The 14,177-nt window shown below is 61.6% G+C and carries 15 protein-coding genes; 6 read left to right on the forward strand and 9 right to left on the reverse strand.

Annotation, left to right across the window (positions count from 1 at the left end; translation table 11 throughout):
• From GLW01_RS15555 to GLW01_RS15035, 5 genes are all read right to left on the reverse strand, one after another.
• Positions 1–341: hypothetical protein (locus GLW01_RS15555; RefSeq protein WP_202405773.1), on the reverse strand; the 341-nt coding region annotated here is incomplete at its 3' end.
• Positions 338–754: a biopolymer transporter ExbD gene (locus tag GLW01_RS15020; protein ID WP_160899609.1), complete on the reverse strand. Its 417-nt coding sequence runs from the start codon at positions 752–754 to the stop codon at positions 338–340. The genes GLW01_RS15555 and GLW01_RS15020, both read right to left, overlap by 4 nt.
• Positions 751–1,155 carry an ExbD/TolR family protein gene (locus tag GLW01_RS15025; protein ID WP_160899610.1) on the reverse strand — a complete coding sequence of 135 codons (405 nt, stop codon included), beginning with the start codon at positions 1,153–1,155 and terminating at the stop codon, positions 751–753. Before GLW01_RS15025 ends, GLW01_RS15020 begins: the two co-directional genes overlap by 4 nt.
• Positions 1,142–1,885: a MotA/TolQ/ExbB proton channel family protein gene (locus tag GLW01_RS15030; RefSeq protein ID WP_151440285.1), complete on the reverse strand. Its 744-nt coding sequence runs from the start codon at positions 1,883–1,885 to the stop codon at positions 1,142–1,144. Before GLW01_RS15030 ends, GLW01_RS15025 begins: the two co-directional genes overlap by 14 nt.
• A 150-nt stretch (positions 1,886–2,035) precedes the next feature.
• Positions 2,036–2,587 carry a hypothetical protein gene (locus tag GLW01_RS15035; RefSeq protein WP_095616023.1) on the reverse strand — a complete coding sequence of 184 codons (552 nt, stop codon included), beginning with the start codon at positions 2,585–2,587 and terminating at the stop codon, positions 2,036–2,038.
• 146 nt (positions 2,588–2,733) lie between these two features.
• On the opposite strand from GLW01_RS15035, the gene GLW01_RS15040 reads away from it, so the two are divergent.
• The 3 genes from GLW01_RS15040 to GLW01_RS15050 all read left to right on the forward strand — a co-directional run bounded on the left by GLW01_RS15040 (position 2,734) and on the right by GLW01_RS15050 (position 6,091).
• Positions 2,734–3,393 carry a hypothetical protein gene (locus GLW01_RS15040; protein WP_160899611.1) on the forward strand — a complete coding sequence of 220 codons (660 nt, stop codon included), beginning with the start codon at positions 2,734–2,736 and terminating at the stop codon, positions 3,391–3,393.
• A gap of 74 nt (positions 3,394–3,467) precedes the next feature.
• Positions 3,468–5,360: a DUF294 nucleotidyltransferase-like domain-containing protein gene (locus GLW01_RS15045; RefSeq protein ID WP_160899612.1), complete on the forward strand. Its 1,893-nt coding sequence runs from the start codon at positions 3,468–3,470 to the stop codon at positions 5,358–5,360.
• An 8-nt stretch (positions 5,361–5,368) separates the two neighbouring features.
• Positions 5,369–6,091, forward strand: coding sequence for a 3'-5' exonuclease (locus GLW01_RS15050; protein WP_160899613.1), 723 nt, complete (start codon positions 5,369–5,371; stop codon positions 6,089–6,091).
• Positions 6,092–6,162: 71 nt separating this feature from the next.
• Here GLW01_RS15050 and GLW01_RS15055 read toward each other — a convergent pair whose 3' ends face one another.
• Together GLW01_RS15055 and GLW01_RS15060 are read right to left on the reverse strand one after the other, a co-directional pair.
• Complete coding sequence (locus GLW01_RS15055; protein WP_160899614.1) at positions 6,163–7,830, reverse strand: BCCT family transporter; 1,668 nt, start codon at positions 7,828–7,830, stop codon at positions 6,163–6,165.
• 55 nt (positions 7,831–7,885) lie between these two features.
• Positions 7,886–8,302: a universal stress protein gene (locus tag GLW01_RS15060; protein ID WP_160899615.1), complete on the reverse strand. Its 417-nt coding sequence runs from the start codon at positions 8,300–8,302 to the stop codon at positions 7,886–7,888.
• A 246-nt stretch (positions 8,303–8,548) separates the two neighbouring features.
• Between GLW01_RS15060 and GLW01_RS15065 the strand changes: the two genes are divergently transcribed.
• Positions 8,549–10,006 carry an NAD-dependent succinate-semialdehyde dehydrogenase gene (locus GLW01_RS15065; RefSeq protein WP_151439670.1) on the forward strand — a complete coding sequence of 486 codons (1,458 nt, stop codon included), beginning with the start codon at positions 8,549–8,551 and terminating at the stop codon, positions 10,004–10,006.
• Between the two features lie 2 nt (positions 10,007–10,008).
• Positions 10,009–10,842, forward strand: coding sequence for a uroporphyrinogen-III synthase (locus tag GLW01_RS15070; protein WP_160899616.1), 834 nt, complete (start codon positions 10,009–10,011; stop codon positions 10,840–10,842).
• On the opposite strand, the gene GLW01_RS15075 is transcribed toward GLW01_RS15070, so the two are convergent.
• Both GLW01_RS15075 and GLW01_RS15080 read right to left on the reverse strand, forming a co-directional pair.
• On the reverse strand, positions 10,796–12,151 hold the full coding sequence (locus GLW01_RS15075) for an MATE family efflux transporter (RefSeq protein ID WP_202405774.1): 1,356 nt from the start codon (positions 12,149–12,151) through the stop codon (positions 10,796–10,798). The two genes, GLW01_RS15070 and GLW01_RS15075, sit on opposite strands and share 47 nt — an antisense overlap.
• Positions 12,152–12,279: 128 nt before the next feature.
• The gene (locus GLW01_RS15080; RefSeq protein WP_158223014.1) at positions 12,280–12,447 is read right to left on the reverse strand and encodes a hypothetical protein; all 168 of its coding nucleotides are present in this window, start codon (positions 12,445–12,447) and stop codon (positions 12,280–12,282) included.
• A 398-nt stretch (positions 12,448–12,845) separates the two neighbouring features.
• On the opposite strand from GLW01_RS15080, the gene GLW01_RS15085 reads away from it, so the two are divergent.
• On the forward strand, positions 12,846–14,111 hold the full coding sequence (locus GLW01_RS15085; RefSeq protein WP_160899617.1) for a porin: 1,266 nt from the start codon (positions 12,846–12,848) through the stop codon (positions 14,109–14,111).
• Positions 14,112–14,177 lie beyond the last annotated feature (66 nt).

Below are 14,177 nucleotides of genomic sequence, written 5' to 3' on the forward strand. Positions count from 1 at the left end.
GGCTCAGGCTCAGGCTCAGGCTCAGGCTCAGGCTCAGGCTCAGGCTCAGGCTCAGGCTCAGGCTCAGGCTCAGGCTCAGACTCAGGCTCTGGTTCTGGTTCTGGTTCTGGTTCTGGTTCCCTGGGTTCCGGTTCCTCGGTTGTTTCGGATTCGGACGAGGTGCTTTCCTTCTGCGAGGGCGGTGGTGCCTGGGTGTTGACCACGATTCCGCGTTTGCCGGTCTCCGGCCCAGGCATTTCGGGTCTGTCCGCGGGCCAGCGGAACAGCACGGCCAGATGCACAATCACGGCAATGCTGATGGAGACAATGGCAATGAGCGAGCGGGTACGTTCCGGTGTCATTGGCCCGGGTCCGTCAGCAGGATGACCTGGGGGTGACCGGCTTCGTCCAGGGTCTGGAACAGGCTTTCAAGCTCCGCCATGGAAAGCTGTTCGTCCACGCCCAGCCGCAGCCGGTCGGATCCGTCGTAATCGGGCAGCTTTTCGCCCAGTGCGCTCCGCTCAATGGGCGAGCCCTCGAAGCGCAGGTTGCCGTCCGTTTCCACCACCAGATCCATGTCCGGGCGGCGTTCATCGCGGCCGTTGGCGGTATCCGGAAGCGCGGGAAGCTGGTCCTGGAGGACAATCCCCACGATCAGGAAGAACAGAAGCAGCAGGAAAACCACGTTGATCAGCGGCAGCAACCCTTCCTCAAGCTTCTCGGTCAGCGAGGGGTCATTGTCGGATTCGGGGAAAAACGGTTGTTGCTGTTTCATGGGGCGTCCAGGGTTTTGCCTGCGTCACGCTCCCAGCTGGCGCTGACACCGGCGTCATCGGCCACGCCCAGCCAGTGGGTGAAACGGCCCAGGGCCACGTCATCATCGGTGCTGATCTCGATGCGTTCGCCCCCGAAGTTCTGGATTCGCTCCGTCAGCGCCGGTTCATCCAGCGTCTCGCCATTCCACTTGAGTCCTTCCTCTGTCAGGTGGAGTCGGGCGGGTGTGTCGTCCGAGGCCTCGCCGCCGGAATCCGGGGCCGGTGTATCCAGCTGCAGCAGGCCGACCGGCTCCATGCGGGAGGTGAGCATGAAGAACAGCAGCAGAATGAAGACCACATCGATCAGCGGCGTGAGCCGGATGGGCACACGCCGGCTGGGTCGGGGCTCAAGCCATTGCATGGCGCTGGGTGTTTTCCTGCCTGTGGTCGTCGCTGTGCTGCTGGGCCCCGGTGGCGGTAACCGCCTCGCGGGGCTGGTTGCCCGGCACTTCGCGCCGGAAGATCCGGACCAGCAGGTCGTTGATGTGTTGCTGCATGCGCCGCATCCGGAACTCCATCCAGGCGGCAATGGCAGCGAAGGGAATGGCGATGGCCAGGCCCGTTGCGGTCGTGGACAGGGCCTCGTAGATACCGCCGCTGAGTTCGGCGGGGTCCGCCTGGCCCTGAGCGTTCGCCATGGCGTCAAAGGCCGTCATCATGCCCATCACGGTGCCGAGCAGGCCGATCAGCGGTGCCAGCGCGGCGATCACTTCCAGGATCTTCAGGGGCGATTCAAAGGGCAGAAGGAGGCGCTGGGCGCGGCGGGCGACTTCATCGCGCAGGCTGCTTTCCGTCTCGCCCTGGCTGCGGCGGTGCATGACGAATGCCAGAAGCCCGGCGAGCGGGTTGCGCTGGCCGCTGAGACTGCGACGGGCGGCATCGTCCTCGCCGTCACACCACTGGTCGACGCCATCCCGGATGCGGCGGTTGAGCCGGGGCGCCTGCAACAGGCTTATCACCAGCGTGTAGAGCGCCGTGCCCAGCCCGAGCACGGAAATGGCCAGGAGTACGCCCATCACAGGGCCACCCATTGCGAGGAGTTCGGTTATCGGGGCAAGCAGTTCCCCGGTAGTGGGTGTGGAAAGACTCATAAGCGTTGCCAGCCCCTCTAAGGGGTAATCCGCGAAGCGATGATCGAATGATAAACATTATCATTCAAAAAGTGAAGGGACCTGGAGCAGGATGCAGGCACCCGGGGCCCTGAAGGGCGCCGGGTGCGGGTAGCACCCTTCGCGGGTGCGTCAGTGGAGGTGGGTGCGGCTGTCGCCGGCAAATGGCGCCTTCTCGTCGAGTTTTTCCGTTACCGTATCGATGATGTCCAGATAGGTGCTGGATTCACGGAAGGACTCCGTGGCCGGCGCGAAAACATCGCCCAGGCTTGGCTGCATGGGGGTGTCCTTGCCGGGGTCCGCCTCATCGCGCAGATGGGTCAGCTCCCTCAGACCGGTGACGACCCCCATACGCGGCTCGCGGATCTGTTCATAGGCACGGAAGTACAGGCAGCCGGGAGTACCGATCTGGACGATCAGCGTATCCAGGGATTCGTCCTCGCCGTCGCGTTGGATGGTGGTCCAGGCGGAGAAATAGAGCATGACCGCCGGAGCGTCCATTTCCTCACGTACCGTTCGAAGGGCGTTCTGCCATTCCTCGTTTTCCGCATCCTCCGGCAGTCCGCCGAGTACGAGCTGGACGTTGTTACCATCGCCGAGCACAACGGCTGTCGGTGGTACGTCGTATTCCCCGAGAATACCGGCATGGGCAATGGTGATGGCGTCGTGCATGAGATCGGTCACGGGCACCTCCCTTGGAGTCGGGTCAGGTCGTTCACTGGGACCTGACCCTAGAATAGACGCTTTGGCAGGGAATCTCGACCCCCGTTCAGCGGGAACCATCGGTATGGCATAGTGACAGCGTGTTACCCGCCCCAGGAGAAGAGGATTTGTCGCACACTCCCGAGCAGCGCCTTTACCGCGCCTGGCTGGTCATGGCCCTGCTTATCACAGTTATGGGGGTTGCGGCACTGGCATACAACCCGGTGCCGGCGATTGTGACCCTTGCGGCCGCCGCGTTCTGTGGCTGGCGGGCCTGGCTTGCCCGCCCCCGTGCGCCGGAGCCGCTGTCTTTCCGGCTGGAAACGGATCCCGCCCCGGGTTCGCTCGGGGGCGACGTGGGCGGCCGGCTCTACCCTGAGGACGGCACTGCCTTCCCGGCGGACCCCGAGGTCACCCTGGTCTGCACCCGACTCTGCGAGAAAGCCGGCCACCAGACGGTCTCCCACCGTCGTGACTGGGTCTGGTGGGAGACCCGGCCGGCCTTCACCGAGTCAAACTGCCTGGCTTTCCGCTTCGAGCCGCCGGGGTCACTGACCGGCACGGAGCCAAGGCCGGACCTCAGCGAGACCGAATGGCGCTGTCATCACTATTGGACGCTGGTGGTGCAAGGTACTGTAGCGGGCCAGGTGCGTGAACAGCGGCTACGACTTCGGGTGACGCCCGGGGATGCCCGTATGGTTCAGCCGCTCGCCCCTGAGTCGGAAGCGCGCAACCAGCCTCTGGCCCGGGATGAACAGGAACCGGCGGACGCCATGCTCGAAGCCTGATTGCGGCCGATGCGGATTGCGCCGACCCCGGGCCTGCACCATGCTGAGGCTGTCACCGTTCCGATGAGGCCGTCATGAATACCGAGCTGCTTGAGATCCGCGACCACATGGCCCGCTTCCCGCCGTTCGACGGCCTGGATGATGACCTTATTGATGACGTTGCCGGGTCTGTTGATGTGGCCTATTTCAAGGCGGGCTCCATGATCCTGGAGGCCGACCGCGAACTCCACGACCTGTGTTACATCCGAAGCGGCGCGGTGGAGATCTATCGTCGCAACAACGACCTCTACAACCGCCTGGGCGAAGGCGATATCTTCGGGCACTTCAACCTTCTGCGGAATAACAGGGTGCGCTTCCCGGCGCGGGCCATGGAAGACACTCTCATCTATTTCATACCGGATTCGGTTTTCTATCAGCTCTGCGAAACGGACGACGCCTTTGCCGAGTTCGTGGAAGTGGAAAAACCTCGCCTGCAGTCCACGGTTGAGGCCCAGCACAAGAGTAACGACCTGATGAGCACGCGGGTGCGCAAGCTGGTGAACCGCCTGCCCCTGCTGCTCGAGACGGATACCACGGCGCAGGATGCGGCTGCCCGTATGACCGGGGAGAATGTCTCTGCGGCACTGGTGGTGGAGCCCGCTGTGGATGCGGACTCGGTGATCTACACGGGGGCTGATGGGCGTCAGTGGGCCCTCAGGGGCATCCTCACCGATGCTGACCTGCGGGTGCGGCTGGTGGCCGAGGGGCTTTCAGGAGAAACCCCCGTGAGTCAGCTGCACAGCGGTACACTGATCTCGATCCAGTCGGATGAAACCGTGCAGGAGGCGATGCTCAGCATCCTGCGTAACAACGTCCAGCATCTGCCGGTGCTGCATCGCCGGCGGCCCATCGGGCTTCTGCATCTTTCCGACATCATCCGGTATGAAACCCAGAGCAGCCTCTATCTGGTCGGCAGCATTCTCAACCAGACCACCCTCCGTGGTCTGGCTGGGCTCCGTCATGAGGTCTCCGTCGCCTTTACCCGCATGGTACGTGATGGCTCCGATTCCAAGGTGATCGGTACCGCGCTGGCGGCCATCGGGCGCAGCTTCGCCCGGCGCATCCTGGAGCTGGCCGAGGAGGAACTGGGCCCGCCCCCGGTGCCCTATGCCTTCATGGTGCTCGGCTCCATGGCCCGGGACGAACAGACGGTGGTCACGGATCAGGACAACGCCATGGTTCTGAGTGACGACTATGATCCGGAAAAGCACGGCGACTATTTCGCTACCCTTGCAAAACGGGCCTCGGATGGCCTGGCGGCCTGTGGCTATGCCTACTGCAAGGGCGATATTATGGCGACCAATCCTGAATGGCGGCAGCCTCTGGGCGTCTGGCGGCGCTATTTTACGGAATGGATCGATAACCCCACGCCCGAGGCGCTGCTGCACTGTAATATCTTCTTCGATCTGGACTGTGTGCACGGTGAGGAGGAGTTCGTTGAGACCCTCCAGGGGCTGATCGCCAACAAAGCGCCACTGGCGGATCGCTTCCTGGCGGCCATGGCGCGCAACGCGCTCAATCGCACGCCCCCGCTGGGTTTCTTCCGCACCTTTGTGATGGAAAAGAACGGTCACGAGAATAAGTCCATCAACATCAAGCGGCGGGGGACGGCGCCCACTGTCGACCTGATCCGGATCCATGCCCTCGCTTGTGGCTCACGGGCCCAGAATTCCTTTGAGCGGCTGGATGACATTGCCAAGACCCAGCTTCTGACGCCCAATGCGGTTGAAAAGCTCCGTTATGCGCTGGAATTCATGTCCATGGCGCGCATCTGGCACCACCTCTACGATGTGGAGGCCGGGCGCGAGCCGGACAACAACATCGAACCCGAGGATGTCTCCAACAGCGAACGTCATAATCTCAAGGATGCGTTCCAGGTGCTGAGCAATGCCCAGAGCTTCCTCCAGTTCCGTTACCCCAGGCCCTGAGGCTCCCTATGCTGTCTCCACATTTCCTGAAGGGTGCCGCTCCCGGCTGGCCGGAATACATGGCGGATCGTGCCCGCAAGTGTGGGAACGCGGATCTTAAGGCGTTTTTTGAGCAGGGCTCCCTGGACCCGGAAACGCCCATCAAGCGTGTGCCGATGATGGCCATGGACCTGGAAACCACGGGCATGGACGTGACGCGGCATGGCATTGTCAGCGTTGGCATGCTGCCCTTCACGCTGGAACGGATCCATACCGCGCAGAGCTGGTACTGCATTGTGCGGCCCCGCCGGATGCTGCGGGAAGAGTCCGTGGTGGTGCATCACATCACCCACTCTGAGGTGGCCGATGCGCCCGATCTTGCGGACATACTGCCAGAGCTCCTCAACCGGATGGCGGGCTATCTGCCGGTAGTGCATTACCATCCCATCGAACGCCGCTTCCTGGATGAATCCGTGCGCGTGCGCCTGGGCGAGGGCCTGATGTGCCCCATGCTCGATACCATGGTGCTGGAGTCGCGCTGGTGCCGGCAGTCGCTGCGGGCGCGCATGCGCAAGTGGCTCGGCGCGCAGCCGCTGTCGATCCGACTGCACGAGAGCCGGGCGCGCTACAACCTGCCCTTCTACCGCGGCCATCACGCCCTCACGGACGCCCTGGCCACCGCCGAACTCTTCCAGGCCCAGGTTGCTCACCGATTCTCACCGGAGACACCGGTCGGGGATCTTTGGGTTTAACGGCTTTTCCAAAGACAAAAAAAGAGCGGCCCTAGGGCCGCTCTTTTCTGTTGCGAATCCGGAAAACCGGATTACTGAGCGCGGGGCTCGCTCATCAGCCCCTTCACGATCGCATAGCACCCGACCAGCAGTATCACGGTGAACGGCAGTCCAAAGGATACGGCCATGGCCTGTAGCGCTTCGAGACCGCCCCCGAGCAGCAGGGCAATCGCGATGGCACCCTCAATAATGGCCCAGAAAATACGCTGGGACCGGGGGGCATCCACCTTGCCGCCGGCTGTCATGGTATCGATCACCAGTGAGCCTGAGTCCGACGATGTGATGAAGAACACGATGACCAGGGTGATCGCGACAAAGGAGGTAATGGCTGCCAGCGGCAACTGTTCCAGCATCATAAAGAGCTGCAGCTCGAGCGTGGCCTCCTTAATGCTCTCAACACCCTGCCCCAGATAAAGCTCCAGAGCGGTGCCGCCCATTGCGGTCATCCAGAGGACGGACACGGTTGAGGGGACGAGCAGAACCGCGATCAGGAATTCGCGTACGGTACGGCCCCGGCTGACCCGTGCGATGAACATGCCCACGAAGGGTGACCAGGCAATCCACCAGGCGTAGTAAAAGGCGGTCCAGCCCTGACTGTAATTGGCGTCTTCACGACCGAAGGGGTTGGACAGCGCCGGCAGGTTCCCCAGATACACGATCAGGTTCTTGAAGAAGTCCGTTGCGATCAACAGGGTCGGACCCACGACGATCACAAACAGCAGCAGCAGGGCTGCAAGCACCAGGTTGATCTCGGAGAGCCGTCTTACACCTTTGTCAACGCCCAACAGAATGGAGCCAAGGGCGACGGCGGTGATCCCCATGATCAGGAAGACCTTGGTCGCATCCCCATTGGGTATGTCGAACAGATGGGACAGACCGGCTGCTGCCTGGGACGCGCCGAGACCCAGTGACGTTGCCAGCCCGAAGAGCGTCGCGAAAACTGCCAGGATATCGATGATGTCCCCGGGCCAGCCCCAGACACGTTCCCCCAGAACAGGGTAGAAGATCGACCGGACGGTCAGTGGCAGTCCCTTATTGAAAGAGAACAGGCCGAGCGCCAGCGCCACTACGGCGTACATCGCCCAGGGATGGAGGCCGTAGTGCAGGATGCTGGCCGACATCGCCAGGTTCTTTGCGGCCTCCTGATCACCTTCCGCCGCTCCCAGGGGCGCCCAGTCGGTTCTGACACCGTCTTCGACGGTCGTGCCGCCCACCGACGTGCCGTAGTGGGTGATGGGTTCAGACACGCCATAGAACATCAGGCCAATGCCCATGCCCGCTGCGAACAGCATCGAGAACCAACCCATGTAGGAGAAGTCGGGGGTGGCCTTGGCACCACCGAGTCGTACCTTCGCAAGCGGCGTGAAAATCAGGACGATGCATACAACCAGGAAGATATTGGTTGCAAGCAGGAACACCCAGCTCAGATTGGTGGTGAGGTAATCGAAGATGCCCTGAAAGATAGGCGCAACCTGATTCTGCAGCGCCAACGTAATCACGACGAAGAAGAGAATGGCGATGGCCGAGATGGCAAACACCCTGCCATGCAGGTCGATCTCAATGCCGCCGAGGCGCCCGGAGTAGTTGTCCTGGCCAATCTGGTAATCGGTATCGATCAGATTGGCAGGGCCCTCCGGGGCCGGGACGCCGTCGACGCCCTCGCTGCTATCATTTGACTTTTTCGGATCTTGCGTCTCCATAGAGAACACTCCGTTTTACGTTTGATGACGTTAGTAAGGTCTCAGAAGGTCGGAATCAGGGCCGCACCAGGAAGATCGATGCGTTGGTCTCCTTGGCAACGTGGCTGCCATTGGAGGGCATGATGATGTCATGCTTGCCGTGGTGATGGGTTCCCATGACCACAAGATCCGCGCCTTGGTCGTCGATCGCGTGGATGAGCTTGTCATCGAGCTCAACCGCCGGATCCGCTGACACCAGAACCTTCGCGGATACAGGGCGCCCATGCGTATTGGCCTGTTCCTTGGCGAAAGCCTCGAGTTTCTGCTCGTACTCCTCGGGCGATCTGGCAACGCTGCTTGGCGTGGACTGGGTGACACTCAGGTAGCAGATTTCTGTTTCATAATGCTGACCCAGATCCGAAGCCACTTTCAGCGCACGTTCCAGTGCGTCCAGGTGGGCAAGGTCCACGGGGACCAGGATTTTGCGATACATTGCTGTACTCCTTCCGTGCTCGTGAAAGGGAATTAATGCTGCGCGACGAGGCTACTAGGTTGCACTCCGTAATGCCACCCATAGCCGGACTGCTGCATTACTATAGTCCAGACAATGGGGTTTGGTTCACCCTGAGGGCAAAGAAAGGGCGCCGTACAGGTATGGGTTAACCACGGATGCCACTCCCCGGAACCCCTGTTATAGTCGAGGCATACCATTGCAACGGGCACAAACAGGGGAAACGGCATGATTGAATCACCACTGCTCGAGCGCGCGGAAGGCTACATTGGCGGCCAGTGGATCGGAAAGGGCAGCGGCGGCACGCTGAGCGTCACCAACCCCGCCACAGGCGAGACACTGGCCGAAGTGCCGGCTCTCGGCGCTGCAGAAACCGAGGAGGCCATTGCCGCAGCCTCCCGGGCCCTGAACCTGCAGGAGCCCGCATCCCTGGACGAGCGCCGCCGCTGGCTCGAGGGCGTGCGCGATGCATTGAAGGAAGAACGGGAGGAAATCGGCCGCATTCTCTGCCTTGAGCACGGCAAGCCGCTGAAGGAGGCCGTGGGTGAGGTGGACTATGCCGCCGGTTTCTTCAATTACTGCGCCAACTACATTGATCAGCTGGCGCCGCACACCATTCCGGAGACCCCCAAGGACTGCACCTGGACGGTTCACTACCGCCCGATAGGGGTGGCGGGGCTCATCACTCCCTGGAACTTCCCCATCGGGATGATCGCCAAGAAGCTTTCGGCGGCGCTGGCCGGTGGTGCCCCGAGTGTGATCAAGCCCGCCGAGGACACGCCGTTGACCATGATCGCCGCCTTCCGGGCCATACACGACCGGAAAGTGCTGCCCAAGGGCATGATCAACCTGGTCATGGGCCCGCCCAAGCCCATCGGCGATACGCTGTGCCAGAACCCGGACGTAACCATGATCAGCTTCACCGGTTCCACCGGCGTGGGCCAGCACCTGATGCGTGAGTGTGCCGGCCGGGTGAAGAAGCTGGCGCTGGAGCTGGGTGGTAATGCCCCCTTTATCGTTTTTGATGACGCCGACGTTGATGACGCCATCACCCAGCTTATCGGTAACAAGTTCCGCGGCGGCGGCCAGACCTGTGTCTGCGCCAACCGTATCTTCGTGCAGTCCGGCATAGCGGATACCTTCGCGGAGCGGCTGGCTGAAAAAGTGGCGGCCCTGAAAGTGGGCGATGGCATGCAGGAAGGCACCGATATCGGTCCGCTCATCAACCAGGCCGGCTTCGACAAGGTGCGCCGCCATGTGAAGGATGCTCTGGACAAAGGCGGCACACTGAAAGCCGGTCAGCATCCGGACTCGTTGCCCGAGTCCGGCAGCCTTTTCTATCCGCCCACGCTGGTCACCGGTGTTACCCCGGACATGCAGTGCTGCGACGAGGAGACCTTTGGGCCCTTCGTGCCCATGGCCACCTTTGAGACCGAAGAAGATGTGCTGGCCGCCGCCAATGACACGGATTACGGCCTGGCCTCCTACCTGTTCACCAGGGACGAGGCCCGGGCGCAGCGGATGATCCCGGCCATGCGCTTCGGCCATGTGGGCTGGAACACCGGCACCGGCCCCACACCGGAAGCGCCCTTCGGTGGTATGAAGCTCTCCGGTGTCGGCCGTGAAGGTGGGCTGGAGGGCCTGTTCGAGTTCGTGGAACCCCAGACCGTGCCCAGGAGCTACTGATCATGGCGGATGAGACGGTTGAGGGTGAGCCCCTGGCGGGGCTGCGGATTGCCCTGCCTGAAACCCGCCAGCTGGATGTGCTGGCGCAGATGGTCGAGCGCCGGGGTGCGGAAACCTGGCGTTGCCCGCTGGTCTCGATCCTGGATACCCCGGATCAGGAGGCCGTGCGGGCCTGGCTCGGGCGCTTTAATGCCGGTGCCATGGATGACCTGATCCTGCTTACGGGCGAGGGTCTTCGCCGTCTTTCCGCTGCGGCCGAGCGCGAGGGCTGCCATGAGGCCTTCGTAACAGCCCTGGCTGGCGTCCGGAAGATCACGCGTGGGCCCAAGCCCGTGAACGCCCTGCGTGAGCTGGGCCTGAAGAATGATCTCACGGCGGACGAGGCCACCACCGATGGCGTGATCGCCACACTGCGCGAGCAGGATCTCGATGGTCGCACCGTGGGTGTTCAGCTCTACGGTGAGGAGCCCAATGAAAAGCTGACCGGTTTCCTGCGGCAAGAGGGCGCGGAAGTGGACACCGTGGCGCCCTACGTCTATGCCGACGAGAGCAACCGCGAACAGGTCGAGGCCCTGGCGCAGGGGCTGGTGCGGGGGGAGCTGGATGCCATCGCGTTCACCAGCCAGGCCCAGGTCAAGCGCCTTATGGACGTGGCGAAGGGCATTGGCATGCAGTCCGCAGTGGTCGAGGCACTGAACCGGCTCCTGGTGGTGGCGGTCGGGCCCATCGTGGCGGACAGGCTTGCCCAGTACAGCGTCGGCGTGGACGTCATGCCCGAGGAATCCTGGTTCATGAAGCCGATGGTTCGGGCCCTGATCGAGCGGCTTGCTGCTTGAGGTGAGCAATACCGCGCTTATACAGCAGCCAGGATGTTATGCCGGCGGCGATGTTGCCGAGCATGGCGCCGGTGAAGAGCCCGTTGAGCCCGCCGATCTGGCCGCCGATCCACAGCAGGGGCAGGAACCAGGCGAACAGCCGCAGCACTGAGATGACCAGGGCCCGCATGGGCAGCCCCATGGCGTTGCAGACCGAGACCATCAGCATGCAAACCCCCAGCCCGCTCCAGCTCACCGGCAGCCGCAGCAGGAAATCCGCCAGGTGCCCCTGCACCTCGGGGTCACTGGCCAGCAGCGAGGACAGGAGCCCGGACAGCAGCAGCCAGGCTGCGGCGATTCCGAGCTGGAGCAGGATCACGAAACGCACCGCCAGCCAGACCAGCAGTTCCACCCGATCCGGCCGCCCCGCGCCCACGTAGCGACCGATCATCGGGGGCATGGCCATGGTCAGGGCCAGCACCGCCACCAGGGAGAAGAACTCCAGGCGTGAGCCCAGGCCCCAGGCACCCACGGCGGACTCCCCGAAGGTGGCCACAAAGCCAGTGGCCAGCATGGCCGCAATGGGCGGCATCAGCTGGCTGAGCATGGCCGGGCCGGCAATGGAGCCCAGCTGGGCCAGTGCGGGCCGGATCGGCAATTCCGCCAGGAGGAAGGTGATCCACTGGCGTGCGAAGAGTCGGGAGAAGACCACGAGAGTGCCGGTGCCGAACGCGACCACTGTCGCCCAGGCGGCGCCCGCGATGCCCCAGTCGAAGGTGAAGATGAACAGCGGGTCCAGGGCCACGTTGATCAGGCTGGTGATCACCATCATGGCCCCGGGCAGTTTCGTATCCCCGTGGGAGCGGCACAGGCTGTAGCCGAAATAGAGCACGGCGCCCAGCCATGCGGCGAACAGGAATGGCGGCCAGTAGGCGTCCAGCAGGGGCTGGAGGTCCTCGCTGCCGCCGAGCAGCGCCAGGATCCAGTAACGACCGAGCCAGATCGCCAGCGCCAGCAGCGCAATCAGCGCCGCGCCGGCGACCACCACCAGGCCGCCGAGCCGCCTGGCCCGGACCGGGTCATCCGCGCCCAGTACACGGGATATCACGGCGGTGGTCGCAATGCCGATACCGACCTGAACGCCGATGATGAACATCTGCAGTGGCACCGTGAAGCCGAGGGTTGCCAGCGGCTTGACGCCCAGCTGGCCGATGAAGGCACTGTCCACCAGCTGGTAGCTCATCAGAGCCAGCACGCCGAAAAGCATGGGCCATGTGAGATGGAACAGTTCCCGGCCCGGGCGCGGGTTGTCCACGGAGGTGTTGATCATGGGTAACGTCGCGGCTCCACTGGCAGTGCGGAAGAGGGCATTATGCTAGCGGAGATGGTGGGGATTCACACACACAAAAGGGAAGGCCCTTTCTGAGTGCCTTCCCTTACGATTACCTGGCGTACCAGTTACTTGCGACGGAGTACCGCCTTGAGACTGCGCGTTTGAGCGGGGCGGGTCAGTGCTTCAAGCGTCATGTTGTCTTTGTTGGGACGGTTCACATCGGCCCGACGGGATGCCTCAACCGGCGCAGTACCGCGGCGGCGAACATCTGATTGAACGAATTTGGTGCGCATGATTCGCCTCCTCTAAGGTTTCCGGTTGATGTTGGTCATTGGATCCGTCCTCCTGCTGCGGCAAAGTGAACCCCATGCGGAGGGACGGCGTATTGCCTCCCGTCAAGAGACATGACAATCATGCTCTCTTGTTTCCAATAGGAAAATACGGAAAGCTACTTAGCCTGCTCACTAAAAATCCCGGTCAGGCCCGTCATGCAGGGGAACCAATGACGGAGATCATAGTGAGGGATCAGTGTTTCGGGTTGATGACAAATTAATTTTGCTTAACGGCAAATCCTGATCTACCCTCTTAGCATCCTCACCCAAGTGGGTGCAGAGGCGGGAAAACTCGGAGGCGCACAACAAGAAATGCGTCACTGGGAAGTGAACCAGAAGAAACAGAGAGGATGATGACCATGAAAAAGAAGATTCTGGCCCTTGCGGTTAGTGGTGGTCTGGCAGCTGCACCCATGGGTGCGATGGCAGCACCGGAAGTGTATGGCCTGATTGATATCGGCGTTGAAAGCTTTAATGACTCAGATGGTGTTGCAGCAAACGAACTCTTTGGTGGGTTGAACTCTGTTGATGGAACCAACTCGACCGATGGTTTTACCTCTGCAAGCCGTAGTGATGCCAAGGACTTTGAGCTTTCCAACGGCCTGCAGTCTCGCATCGGCATCCGGGGCAGTGAAGAGCTGCCGGTAGCTGGTCTGACCGCATCCTACAACATGGAATTCGCGATTGACGTACTGGACGAAGATGGAGGTGGTATTGGTAATGCCGTCGGGACCCGGCTGGGATGGGCCGCACTCGGTGGCGACTGGGGTAAGGTCAAAATTGGTTCGCAGTGGCAGGCACTCTATGAATTCGGTGGCTGGAACACGCATCGGACCGACGTCCATGGCTATGGGTCTTACTATTACACCACAAGCGCTCTGAGCAATTCGCTTTCCTATGGTTTCCGGCAAAGTAGTGCAATCAGCTATGAGTATGGTAGCGCGTGGGGCCACTCGGACCCGTTCGCCGCACAGATTACTCTTGGTGTTGGCGAAGGCAGTGACTCTGTAGGTGGTGAATATATCGGCACTAATACTGATGGCGAAACTGTCCAACTCAACAACAGCCAAGATGTTGCTAACGAAGAAGGCATTTCTTCCATTCAGGCCGCATTCCAGTACAGCTTCGATCAGCGAATCAGCGTTAACGCAGTTTATGTCAAAGAGTTTAACGACTATGATTCGGGCGCATACCAAGAAGCAGTAGTCAATAACGCGAATAACACGGATCTTTACACTGCCGCTGATGCTCGCTCGGATGCAAGATCAGCTAATCAAGAACCTCAGCTGATCAACGTAGGCGCACGTTGGAGCGTGACAGACGCTCTGGAACTCACTGCAAACTACACTCAGGTTGATCTGGATAACGCTTCGGATGACAAGCGTGACAGTATCGCCGTGGCATCCTTCATGGATTTCGGTGAAGGCCTGACAGGCCATCTTGGCTTTGCACAAGCTTCTGATGATGGGGATAAGGCCGACTTGGATCTCGACGTGTACGGTTACGTGAAGCAGGCTCTGTCGGATCGTACAGATGTTCGCCTCGAGCTTGAGCACGTGAAATACGACAATGCTCAGGACTCCAGCGCAACGGTCGCACTGGTCGCCCTGCAGCACAACTTCTGATCACCCGATCGGAAGCAACTGCAGCACGGAACGGCACCCCTCGGGGTGCCGTTTTTGATTGTGGCC

It is taken from the genome of Vreelandella halophila (assembly GCF_009856365.1).
In the GTDB taxonomy this organism is placed as follows: domain Bacteria; phylum Pseudomonadota; class Gammaproteobacteria; order Pseudomonadales; family Oleiphilaceae; genus Halospina; species Halospina utahensis_B.